We start from the raw sequence: 11,418 nt of genomic DNA, 5'->3' as shown, positions 1-11,418 counted from the left end.
GCGACCCGTTCCAAGGCGGCATCCCGACCGTAGGAACGGGGCGATGAATCGACTCTATTTCGTCAAGCCCTCCGTCTGGCGGGTCTTCTGGGCCACACTGGCTGTCGCTGCGGCGGTATCGGTGCCGACAGGATTAGGGCTCTACACCGGTGCCATCGCCACTCATGCCGATACCGAGCCCACCCCAGCAGGTGATTACGTCCGCCTCTTCATTCTGGATCTGACGCTCTGGGGACCGATGCTCGTGCTGACGGTCTGGAAGATCACCATCCCGGTGATCGGTGTTCTCGGGATTCTGGTCGCGGCCGTGCGCAAGACTTCCAAGGCTGATCCTCACTAGTGCGATAGGAGCGACCAAGGGCCTGGGCCGCCGCAAAGCGACGTGACACGCTTCGTGCGCCTCGACCGCAACGGCCTCAAGCGGGCACGATCGGGATATGAAATCGCGGTTTGTCCCCTACGCCAACACTCCGGGCCGGCTCGCGGCGCAACTCTTCTTCGACACCATTGTCGTGATCTGGAGTTTCGTGTGGGTGTTCGTCGGCCTCGCCGTGCACACCGCGGTCTCGACGATCGCCGAGGTGGGCCGGCAGGTCCAGGGTGGCGCCGACGGTGTCGCCGACAGCCTGAAGTCGGCCGGCCACAGCGCCGACCACATCCCGTTGGTCGGCAGGGCGGTCAGTGAGCCGCTGACCGCGGCCAGCAGGGCCGCGCTCGACATCGCCGGCGCCGGCCACAGCCTGGACACCACCGCGTCCTGGCTGGCCGTCGTGCTGGGGCTGGCGGTCGCGGCGCCGCCGACGCTGGGAGTGGTCGTGCCGTGGTTGGTGCTCCGGATCCGCTTCGTCCGGCGCAAGTTGACGGTGGGCGCGCTGGCCGCCACCCCGGCCGGTGCCCAATTGTTGGCGTTGCGCGCGTTGGCCAACCGGCCGCTCAACCGACTCACCGCCGTGAGCCCCGACCCGGTCGGGGCGTGGCGAGCCGGAGACCCGCACGCCATCCACGGGTTGGCCGCCATCGAATTACGTTCGGCGGGAATGGCCGTCCGGATGCGCTAGCGCAGTTCGACGACGAGGTGCCGGATACCGGTGTGCCGGTTGCTGCGCGTCCATTCGACGTCGCGCACCACCTGCACGTCACCGAAGCGGGTCAGCAGTTCTTCGAAGAGCACCCGCAGTTCCAGCCGAGCCAGGTTGGCACCCAGGCAGTAATGCACTCCCTGCCCGAAACCGAGGTGCGGGTTGGGCTTTCGCGTGACGTCGAAGGTATCGGCGTCGTCGAACACGCTCGCGTCGCGGTTGGCTGAGCCCTCCCAGATCTGCACCTTCTGGCCCGCGGCGATACCCACCCCACCGAGCGCGACGTCCCGCGTCGCCGTTCGTCGCTTGGACGGCGACGGTGACGTCCAGCGAACCATCTCCTCAACGGCAGTCGGCAAAGCCGCCAAATCTGCACGCAGCGAACGCAATTGCTCCGGGTGCTGAGCAAGCGCCAGCAACCCGCCGGCGACCGCGTTGCGGGTCGTCTCGGCACCGGCGCTGAACAGCAGGCTGAAGAACAGGTAGAGCTCCAGGTCGGACATGGCCGGCCCGTCCACGTCGTCGATGGTGGCATTGGCGACCACGGACAACATGTCGTCGGTCGGCTCCGCGCGCTTCGCGGCAATCAACTCCTGGCCGTAGTTGTACATCCGCGAGCCGGCCTCCTCGGCCGACAACTGCGACAGTGCCGCTGTGCGCGCTCCGCCGAAGTCGAACTGCGGCTCGATCGCCTCGAACAGCCAATGCCGTTCGGATTCAGGGACTCCCAGCAGGATGCAGATCATCTGCATCGGCAGCTCGGCGGCGATGTCGACCAGAAAATCGAACGGCTCGCCGGCCACCACCGCGTCCAGGAGGCGACGGGTCCGCAACCGCAGGTCGTCTTCGACAACGGAGATCATTCGCGGCGTCAGGCCTGAACTGACCAGCCGCCGTATCTGCGAGTGCCGCGGATCGTCCATCATGTTGAGCACCTGGCCCGCGATCGAAAGGTCTTGCAGCAGCGTCCCGCCGAAGGGCCGCGTACCTCCGGTGACCGACGAGAATGTCACCGGATCTTTCAGCACTGCAAGCGTTTCCGCGTAGGACGCAATAGACCAGAAGCCCTCGCCGTCGGGGGTGTGTTCGGTCGGGTGATGCCAGTACACGGGCGCGTCGCGCCGATGGATCGCGAAAAGGTCGTGGGGGAAGCCGCTGGCGAAATTGTCCAGATCGGTGAAGTCGACCTCCGCGAGCGTCACAGAATGGCGTCCGGTGTGTATTTCGCCGCATCGGGATAACGGGCCACCAACTCGTCGACCTCCGCGATCACGGCGTCGACCTGATCGCCGGCCGCGCCGATGAACGCGTTGCGGTCGGCCAGCGCGGCGTCGATCGCGTTGCGGTCCAACGGGAGTCGCGGATCGTCGGCCAGCCGGCCCAGCAGGTTCGGGTCGACACCCTGCTCGCGCATGGCCAGCGCCGCGGCGACCGCGTGTTCCTTGATCACCTCGTGCGCGGTCTCCCGGCCCACACCGGCGCGCACCGCGGCCATCAACACCTTGGTGGTGGCCAGGAACGGCAGGTAGCGATCCAGCTCGCGCTGGATCACCGCGGGGTAGGCGCCGAACTCGTCGAGCACGGTCAGCATCGTCTCGATCTGTCCATCGATGGCAAAGAAGCTGTCCGGCAACGTCACTCGGCGCACCACCGAGCAGAACACGTCGCCCTCGTTCCACTGCGCACCGGCCAGTTCTGCGGCCATCGACCCATAGCCGCGCAGGATGACCTGCAGCCCGTTGACCCGCTCGCAACTGCGGGTGTTCATCTTGTGCGGCATCGCCGACGAGCCGACCTGCCCCGGCGCGAAGCCCTCGGTGACCAGGTCGTGGCCCGCCATCAGCCGGATGGTGTGCGCCAGCGACGACGGCCCCGCGCCCAACTGCACCAGCGCCGACACGACGTCGTGGTCGAGGGACCGCGGGTACACCTGCCCGACGCTGGTCAAAACTGTCGCGAATCCCAGGAATTCGGCGATGCGGCCCTCCAACCGGGCCAGCTTCGCCGCGTCACCGCCGAGCAGGTCGAGCATGTCCTGTGCGGTGCCCATCGGGCCCTTGATGCCGCGCAGCGGGTAGCGGTCGATCAGCTCGCGCAGCCTGGTCAGCGCAACCAGCGTCTCCTGCGCCGCCGAGGCGAACCGCTTGCCCAGCGTGGTGGCCTGCGCAGCTACGTTGTGGCTGCGACCGGCCATCACCAGATCGCGGTAGGTCGCGGCCCGCTCGGCCAGTCGGGCGACGACCGCCACCCCGTGGGCGAACACCAGCTCCATGGAACGGCGCACCTGCAGCTGCTCGACGTTCTCGGTCAGGTCGCGACTGGTCATGCCCTTGTGCACGTGCTCGTGACCGGCCAGCGCGTTGAACTCTTCGATGCGGGCCTTCACGTCGTGGCGCGTCACCCGCTCCCGGGCCGCAATCGACGCCAGGTCGACGTCATCGAGCACCCGCTCGTAGTCGGCGATGGCCGCTTCGGGAACCTGCACCCCCAGCTCGGCCTGCGCGCGCAGCACGGCGAGCCACAGCCGCCGCTCGGCCACGATCTTGGCCTCCGGCGACCAGATCGCCACCATCTCGGCGCTGGCGTAGCGGTTGGCCAGCACGTTCGGGATTGTCACAAACACACAGCTTAATGGCGCGAAGATCGGGCACAGTGACGTCATGCACTTTGTCGGGCTCGACCTCGCGTGGGGCGAGAAGAACAACACCGGTGTCGCGGTCGTCGGCGCCGACGGCCGGCTGCTGCACGTCGGCGCTGCCCACGACGATGCCGGCATCGAGGCCGCGATCGAGCCGTACGTCAGCGACGACTGCCTGGTCTCCATCGACGCGCCGTTGGTGGTGAACAACCCGACTGGGTCGCGGCCGTGCGAGGCGGCGCTCAACCGCGACTTCCACGCCTTCGAGGCGGGCGCCCATCCTGCCAACACCACGAACCCAGCCCTGGCCCGTCCGCGTGCCGCCCGGATCGCGACCGCGTTGACGCTCGACATGAACCCGGCGTCGAGTTCGTCGCGCCGGGCGATCGAGGTGTATCCGCATCCGGCCACCATCGCGTTGTTCGGTCTGGACAAGACCCTGAAGTACAAGAAGGGATCTTTCGAGACACGTCAGCACGAGCTGCTGCGGTTGATGACCCTGATCGAGGGGCTCGACAACGCGACGCCACGGTTGCGGGTGAACCACAGCATGTCCTGGGTGGAGCTGCGCAAGCGGGTCGAGGCCGCGACCCGCTTGGTCCAGCTCGACCGCGACGAGGATCCCGTCGATGCCGTGCTCTGCGCCTACGTGGGGCTGTACTGGTATCACCGTCCCGAGGACGTGACCATCTACGGCGACTATGCGAGCGGCTACATCGTCACACCGACGCTGCCGCCCGACGCCACCCCCGCCCGCCGCCGGCGGCCCGCACCACGGACCGACGCCGAAGACCTACGCGCCCGCGTCGCCCAGGTTGCCACGCTGCTCGACCAAGCCCAGCGCGGTCTGGACGAAATCCGACGACAGCTGGACGGGTAACAACCGCAGCACTGAAACCTGCTGTGCTACAGGCTATTCAATTCCGACAGGTCAGATCTGCACGGGCCGGCGGTCGAACGGCGCCACCGAATCGATGACGTCGATCACGGTGGCCCGCGCAACCGCGCGCGGGTCTTGCAGCTCGTCGACCAACGCCGACACCACTGCCCCGTCGACCGTGCAGATCAGCGCAGAGACCACCTCCGGGCGCACCGATCGTCCGCAGCGATCGATGACGTCGGCGACCGCGTCGACCCGCTGACGCATGTTCCGGCGCTGGATCTCGCGCAACCCGGGCAACCGGGCACAGGCGATGTGTCGCTCGTAGCGCGATATCAATTGCTCGGTCAGCTGCGGCTCGGATTCGCTGCCGACGAGCAGTTCGACCAACAGGTCGGCGGTCGTCTCGGCGCTGCGACGGCGGCGCGACAACGGGGCCACCTGAGCCCGCAGTTGTGCGACCTCCAGCATCCCGATGTGCGCGACGGCGCTGGCGATCAGATCGTCCAGGCTGGAGAAGTAGTACGTGGTCGAGGCCAGGGGCAGCCCGGCGCGGCGGGCCACTGCGCGGTGCCGGACCGCTTCGAATCCGCCCTCGCACAGCAACTCGGCCGCAGCACTGACCAGCGCATGCCGACGGCGTTCCCCCTTGGGGGTGACCGCACCTTTGGGAGCGACGATCGTCCGCGGTGCGACCGATGCGGAGGCGGCGACGTTGGTCGCGGCCGCGACAGCCGGCGCGGCGGCGACGTTCGGCGCGGCAGCGACGGCTACCCCGGGAGCGTAAGCCCCCTCGGGAGCCACTGCTGCTGTCACCTTGGTCATGGTGCCAGCCGGAATGGTGCCGCATCGGGCTTTCGGCCAAACCACCCCTGTCGCGCTGCAGGCCGGGGACGCACGGGCGTCGCTTTATGATGGCCGGCATGCCGGAGATGAGTCGTCGCGCTGTGCTGCGTCTGGGCACCGGCGCCGCCGCGGGAGCGCTCGGGGCGTACGCGGTGGACAGGTTGCTGCCCGTCCGCACTCCGGTCGCGACACCGGTCGTGATGACCGGCACGGGAGTTCCGCTGGCCCCGCGGCCCCCGCTCGAGCCGGCCGCGGCGCCGACGATGGCGACCGGTTCGTTCGTGTCGGCCGCGCGCGGTGGCGTATCCACCAACTGGGCGATCGCCCGCCCACCGGGCCAGACCAAGCCACTGCGACCGGTGATCGCGCTGCACGGCAAGGGAAGTAGCGCTGCCACCGTGATGGAGGGCGGCGTCGAGCAAGGACTGGCTCAGGCGGTCGCCGCCGGGCTGCCGCCGTTCGCCGTCGTCGCGGTCGACGGTGGCGGAAGTTATTGGCACAAGCGAGCTTCCGGTGAAGACTCCGGCGCGATGGTGATCAACGAGCTCATCCCGCTGCTGGCCGGACAAGGGCTGGACACCTCCCGGCTCGGCTTTCTCGGCTGGTCGATGGGCGGCTACGGCGCGCTGCTGCTCGGCGGCCGGCTCGGTCCGGGCCGGACGGCGGCGATCTGCGCGGTGAGCCCGGCGTTGTGGATGTCGTCGGGAGCGGCCGCCCCGGGTGCGTTCGACGGTCCCGAGGATTTCGCGGCCAATTCGGTCTTCGGAATGCCCGCCCTGGGCTCCATCCCGGTACGGGTCGACTGCGGAAACAGCGATCCGTTCTACAGCGCGACCAAGCAGTTCGTCGCCCAACTACCGCGTCCACCGGCGGGCGGTTTCTCAGCCGGCGGTCACGACCCGTCGTTCTGGAGCTCGCAACTGCCTGCCGAACTGACCTGGATGGCACCGCTGCTGACGGCGTAGCTCACCCACCGTGCGCGACCGCGGGGCCTACCAAAAGCCTTACGATATTTGTTACGATAACCGGCCGTAAATGCATGGCCACAGCTCATGGAGGTAACCCGAATTGGCGAGGCAGGCCATCGCGGACAAGCGACAGCGGCGTGAACGCGGATCCATCAGCGTCGACGAGATCATCAGAGGCGCGTTCAAGGTGGCCGGCGAAGTCTCCGTCGACGGTTTGAGCATGCCGCTGTTGGCCAAGCACCTCGACGTCGGTGTGACCAGCATCTACTGGTATTTCCGGAAAAAGGACGACCTGCTGGACGCGATGACGGACCGCGCGCTGGGTCAGTACGACTTCGCCACACCGTTCGTGGAAAGCCGAAATTGGCGGGATTCGTTGCGCGACCACGCGCGCAAAGTTCGCCAGACCTTCCGCGACAACCCGATCCTGTGCGATCTGATCCTGATCCGCGGCACCTTCGGCCGAGAGGCCACGCTGGCAGCCTACGAAAAGCTGGAGAAGGTCATCGCCACGATGGTGGAGGCGGGTCTGTCTCCGGAAGACGCTTTCGACACCTACGCCAGCATCGCCATTCACACCCAGGGTGCCGCGGTCCTGGAACGGCTGCGGGAGAAGTCCGGCGGTGCCGAAAGCGACCAGCGCAGAAGAGATCTGGCGATCAACCCGGAGACCATGCCGCTGATCTCGCAGCTGACGCAGGACGGTCACCACATGGGGGCCACCAACGACATCAACTTCGAGTTCGGCCTGAATTGCATCCTCGATCACGCCAGTCGGCTGCTCGAGGCACGCTGACCACTGGTTTTCTCAGCGGCCCGCACCGTCGTCCGGGCTGATTCCCGCGCTAGACCTCGATGACGACGGCGCCACCCTGGCCGCCGCCCGCGCACATCGCCGCCACGCCGATGCCGCCACCGCGCCGGCCCAGTTCGTGGACCAGTGTGGTCAGCATCCGGGCGCCGCTGGCCGCGATCGGGTGACCGAGGCTGCAGCCGCTGCCGTAGAAGTTGACCCGCTCTTCGTCGAGACCGTATTCACGGCACGCGGCGATCGGCACTGACGCGAACGCTTCGTTGATCTCCCACAGGGTCACGTCACCGGGCGACAGGCCGGCCCGCTCCAGCACCTTGCCGATCACCTTCACCGCACCCAGGCCGGTGTCCCGCGGTTCGACGGCGGCCGACGCCCAAGCCTTGACCGAGCCCAGCACCTTCAGCCCGTGCGAACCGGCGTAGCCGTCATCGGCCAGCGTCAGTGCGGCGGCGGCATCATTGGTGCCGCTGCTGTTACCGGCGGTGATCGAGAATCCCTCGATCTCCGGGTGCAGCACCTTCAGCGATGCAAGCTTCTCCAAGCTGGTTCCGCGGCGTGGATGCTCGTCGACGCTGAATTCGACCAGGGCGTCGTCGAGTCCCTTGATTTTCAGCGGGACGATCTCGTCGACGAACGCGCCGCTGTCGATGGCGCCGATCGCGCGCTGGTGCGACCGGTAGGCCCAGGCGTCCATTTCCTCACGGGTGATCCCGACCGCTTGCGCGGTGTTCCAGCCGACGGTGATCGACATGTCGCGACCCGGCGCGTCCGGCGTCTCCACGTGGGTCGGCGGAATCCACCGCTCCTCGAACTCCAGCGTCGGACCGGGAATGCGCCAGTTCATCAGCGGCGTCATCGACAACGACTGCACACCGCCGCCGACGACGACCTTCTCCGCGCCGGCGCCGATCTGCGCGGCCGCGTTGGCGACTGCGGTGAGGCTGCCCGCGCAGTGCCGGTTGACGGCCTGCCCGGGAACCGAGGTCATACCCGACGCCACGGCGGCGTAGCGGGCCATGTCGCCTCCGCCGTAGTGCGATTCAGCGAAGATCACGTCGTCGATGTCCGCGACCTCGACGCCGGACCGGCGGACCGCCTCCTGCAGGATCGTGGTCGCCAGGAACTCGGGTGTGGTGTTGACCAGCGAGCCCTTGAACGACGTCCCGATGGCGGTCCGTACTGCGCTGACGATGACGGGCTTGGGCATGGAATCAACCTTCGGTTCGGCTGCGTGCGGGGGTTACAAATATGACTCAAAGCGTAAATCGTATCAGCTACCGTTGCTCCGACGATATCGGGTGGTTTGCCGACCTCCGTTCGCGCTGAAACACTGTTCGGGTGCAGCCGTTCGGGTGGGAGCTTCCCTACGCCTGGCCGCGAAAACCGGTCCTGGCGGGCAGCGCGGTCTGTACCTCGCAGCCGCTCGCCGCACAGGCCGGCCTACGGATGCTCGCCGAGGGCGGTAGCGCGGTCGACGCGGCCATCGCGACCGCGATCGCCTTGACGGTGGTCGAGCCGGTCTCCAACGGCATCGGCTCGGATGCCTTCGCGATTGTGTGGGACGGACGTCAGTTGCACGGGCTGAATGCGTCGGGCCGCTCCCCCGCGGCCTGGACGCCGGAGTACTTCGGCGGCGACGGCGTGCCCCCGTTCGGATGGAACTCCGTCACCGTCCCCGGCGCGGTGTCAGCCTGGGTCGAGCTGCACGCCAAATTCGGCAAGCTGCCTTTCGAGCGGCTGTTCGAGCCGGCGATCTCCTACGCTCGCAACGGTTTTCTGCTTTCACCGACGATCGCGCAACAGTGGGCGGCTCAGGTGCCCCTGTTCGAGTCGCAGCCCGGGTTCGCCGAGACATTCATGCCCGCGGGCCGGGCACCGCGTCCCGGCGAACTGGTCCGACTGCCCGGGCACGCCGGCACGCTCGAGATGATCGCCGCGACCAGCGGCGAGTCGTTCTACCGTGGCGAGCTCGCAGCCCGAATCGAGGCCCACTCGACCGCCAATGGCGGGGCGATGCGGGCCGACGACCTCGCCGCGCACCGCGCCGACTGGGTGGGCACCATCGCCGGCGACTACCGCGACTACACCGTGCACGAGATACCGCCCAACGGTCAGGGCATCGTCGCGCTGATCGCGCTCGGAATCCTGGAGCAATTCGACATGGCTTCGCGGACAGTCGATTCCGCCGAAAGCGTACATCTACAGATCGAGGCGGTGAAGCTCGCGTTCGCCGACGCGCAAGCCTACGTCGCGGACCTCGATCACATGGCAGTCGATCCGGACGCCCTGCTCGACAAGGACTACCTGGGCGAGCGCGCCGCGTTGATCGATCCGGACCGCGCCAGGCCGGCGTCCGCCGGGACGCCACGCGGGGGCACGGTCTACCTCACCGCCGCGGACGCCTCGGGCGTCATGGTGTCGATGATTCAGTCGAACTACATGGGATTCGGCTCGGGCGTGGTGGTGCCCGGCACCGGAATCGCGCTGCAGAATCGCGGCGCGGATTTCGTTGTCCAACAGGATCATCCGAACCGGGTAGGCCCTAACAAACGCCCGTATCACACCATCATTCCTGGCTTTCTGGCCAGGGACGGCGCTCCGGTGATGAGCTTCGGGGTGATGGGTGGCCCGATGCAGCCACAGGGTCACGTACAGGTGGTGGCGCGGGTCGTCGACCACGGTCAGAACCCACAGGCGGCGTGTGACGGTCCACGGTTCCGCTGGGCACAGGGTCTTCAGGTGTGCTGCGAGGCGGGCTTTCCGCCGTCGACCCTGGACGGGCTGCGGCAGCGCGGCCATGAACTGATCACCACCGACGACTACAACCAGTTCGGCAGTTGCCAGGCGATCTGGCGACTCGACGACGGCTACCTTGCGGTCAGCGACCCCCGGCGCGACGGCCAGGCCGCCGGCATCTAGACGCGAATCTTGTCTTCGGCGGCGGCCAAGCCGATGTCGGTGCGAAAATGGCTGCCGGGCAATCGAATCGAGTCGACGATACCGTATGCCGCCGCGCGCGCGGAGGATAGATCCGGGCCGGTGCCGACCACGGAGAGCACCCGGCCACCCGCCGACACGATCGCGCCGTCGTCGTTGTGGGCAGTCCCAGCGTGCAAGACGCCGGCGGCCTCCGAGCCGACGATCACGTCGCCCACTCGCGGCTTGCCCGGGTAGTTTTCGGCCGCCACCACCACCGTCACCGCCGCGCCGTCCCGCCACTGCAACGCACCGAGGCTCGCCAGCGTGCCGGTGGCCGCCGCGTTGAGCAGCTGCCCGAGCGGCGACTCGAGCAAGGCCAGCACCGACTGCGTCTCCGGATCGCCGAAGCGGCAATTGAATTCGATGACCGCAGGCCCCTTGGACGTGATCGCCAGTCCGGCATACAGCAGACCCGAGAACGAGCTGCCGCGCCGCACCAGTTCGGCCGCAACGGGTTCCACGATCGTGCTGACGATCGCACGATAGGTGTCGTCCGGCAGCCACGCCAGGGGGGCGTAGGCACCCATGCCGCCGGTGTTGGCGCCGGCGTCGCCGTCGCCGACCCTTTTGAAGTCTTGGGCCGGCAGGAGCGGCACCACGGTCTCGCCGTCGACGACGCAGAACAGCGACACCTCCGGGCCGTCCAGGAACGATTCGAGCAGCACCGGGTGGCCGGATTCGAGCAGGCCCGCGGCATGAGCACGCGCGGTGTCACGGTCCGCCGTGACCACCACCCCCTTGCCCGCAGCCAGTCTGTCGTCCTTCACCACCCAGGCCGGGTCGCCGGCGCCCGGACCGAACCGGTCCAGAGCCGCATCCAAACCCGCTGGGCTGTCGACGATCTCACTGGACGCGGTGCGGACCCCGGCGGCCGCCATCACATCCTTGGCGAAGGCTTTCGATCCCTCGATCTGCGCCGCTTCCTTACTGGGCCCGAAGCAGGCGATCCCGGCGGCGCGCACCGCGTCGGCCACGCCGAGGACCAACGGGACCTCAGGACCGATCACCACAAGATCGGCGCGGGTCTTCCGGGCCAGTGCAACGACGTCGGCACCGGAGGAGACGTCGACGTCGTGCTGGTCGGCTATGGCAGCGGTGCCGGCGTTACCGGGGGCGATGGCCAACGCCTCGACCTGCGGGTCAGCCCGCAATGCGAGCAGCAGAGCATGTTCGCGGGCACCGGAACCGATCACCAGAACGCGCACGGAAAGTCA

The 11,418-nt window shown here is 67.9% G+C and carries 11 protein-coding genes; 6 read left to right on the top strand and 5 right to left on the bottom strand.

Translation table 11 applies throughout. From position 1 onward, the window contains the following. Positions 1 to 43 precede the first annotated feature (43 nt). Both ACZYW1_RS14565 and ACZYW1_RS14560 read left to right on the top strand, forming a co-directional pair. Positions 44 to 340, top strand: coding sequence for a hypothetical protein (locus tag ACZYW1_RS14565; RefSeq protein ID WP_463786809.1), 297 nt, complete (start codon positions 44 to 46; stop codon positions 338 to 340). Positions 341 to 437: 97 nt separating this feature from the next. Beyond that, complete coding sequence (locus ACZYW1_RS14560; protein ID WP_463786808.1) at positions 438 to 1,058, top strand: hypothetical protein; 621 nt, start codon at positions 438 to 440, stop codon at positions 1,056 to 1,058. Here ACZYW1_RS14560 and ACZYW1_RS14555 read toward each other — a convergent pair. Both ACZYW1_RS14555 and purB read right to left on the bottom strand, forming a co-directional pair. Then, positions 1,055 to 2,281: a cytochrome P450 gene (locus tag ACZYW1_RS14555; RefSeq protein WP_463786806.1), complete on the bottom strand. Its 1,227-nt coding sequence runs from the start codon at positions 2,279 to 2,281 to the stop codon at positions 1,055 to 1,057. The two genes, ACZYW1_RS14560 and ACZYW1_RS14555, sit on opposite strands and share 4 nt — an antisense overlap. Beyond that, on the bottom strand, positions 2,278 to 3,696 hold the full coding sequence (gene purB, locus ACZYW1_RS14550; protein WP_463786805.1) for an adenylosuccinate lyase: 1,419 nt from the start codon (positions 3,694 to 3,696) through the stop codon (positions 2,278 to 2,280). The genes ACZYW1_RS14555 and purB overlap by 4 nt, the downstream gene beginning before the upstream one ends. Positions 3,697 to 3,739: 43 nt before the next feature. Between purB and ACZYW1_RS14545 the strand changes: the two genes are divergently transcribed. After that, positions 3,740 to 4,597: a DUF429 domain-containing protein gene (locus tag ACZYW1_RS14545; RefSeq protein WP_463786803.1), complete on the top strand. Its 858-nt coding sequence runs from the start codon at positions 3,740 to 3,742 to the stop codon at positions 4,595 to 4,597. 51 nt (positions 4,598 to 4,648) lie between these two features. Here ACZYW1_RS14545 and ACZYW1_RS14540 read toward each other — a convergent pair whose 3' ends face one another. Then, complete coding sequence (locus tag ACZYW1_RS14540; protein WP_463787835.1) at positions 4,649 to 5,278, bottom strand: TetR/AcrR family transcriptional regulator; 630 nt, start codon at positions 5,276 to 5,278, stop codon at positions 4,649 to 4,651. A gap of 230 nt (positions 5,279 to 5,508) precedes the next feature. Between ACZYW1_RS14540 and ACZYW1_RS14535 the strand changes: the two genes are divergently transcribed. Both ACZYW1_RS14535 and ACZYW1_RS14530 read left to right on the top strand, forming a co-directional pair. Then, positions 5,509 to 6,408 carry an alpha/beta hydrolase-fold protein gene (locus tag ACZYW1_RS14535; protein ID WP_463786802.1) on the top strand — a complete coding sequence of 300 codons (900 nt, stop codon included), beginning with the start codon at positions 5,509 to 5,511 and terminating at the stop codon, positions 6,406 to 6,408. Positions 6,409 to 6,511: 103 nt separating this feature from the next. Beyond that, positions 6,512 to 7,207 (top strand): TetR/AcrR family transcriptional regulator C-terminal domain-containing protein, encoded by a 696-nt coding sequence (locus ACZYW1_RS14530; protein ID WP_463786800.1) that lies wholly within the window; start codon positions 6,512 to 6,514, stop codon positions 7,205 to 7,207. A gap of 49 nt (positions 7,208 to 7,256) precedes the next feature. Here the strand turns inward: ACZYW1_RS14530 and ACZYW1_RS14525 are convergent, their stop codons facing one another. Next, a complete protein-coding gene (locus tag ACZYW1_RS14525) occupies positions 7,257 to 8,432 on the bottom strand; it encodes a thiolase family protein (RefSeq protein WP_463786798.1) in 1,176 nt (391 codons plus the stop codon). 131 nt (positions 8,433 to 8,563) lie between these two features. Between ACZYW1_RS14525 and ACZYW1_RS14520 the strand changes: the two genes are divergently transcribed. Further along, positions 8,564 to 10,144, top strand: a complete 1,581-nt coding sequence (locus ACZYW1_RS14520) for a gamma-glutamyltransferase family protein (RefSeq protein WP_463786796.1) — start codon at positions 8,564 to 8,566, stop codon at positions 10,142 to 10,144. On the opposite strand, the gene purD is transcribed toward ACZYW1_RS14520, so the two are convergent. Beyond that, the gene (gene purD, locus ACZYW1_RS14515; RefSeq protein ID WP_463786794.1) at positions 10,141 to 11,409 is read right to left on the bottom strand and encodes a phosphoribosylamine--glycine ligase; all 1,269 of its coding nucleotides are present in this window, start codon (positions 11,407 to 11,409) and stop codon (positions 10,141 to 10,143) included. The two genes, ACZYW1_RS14520 and purD, sit on opposite strands and share 4 nt — an antisense overlap. Positions 11,410 to 11,418: the final 9 nt, after the last annotated feature.

Source organism: Mycobacterium sp. IDUB_36 (assembly GCF_055419225.1).
This window is presented reverse-complemented; position numbering and strand designations above follow the sequence as displayed.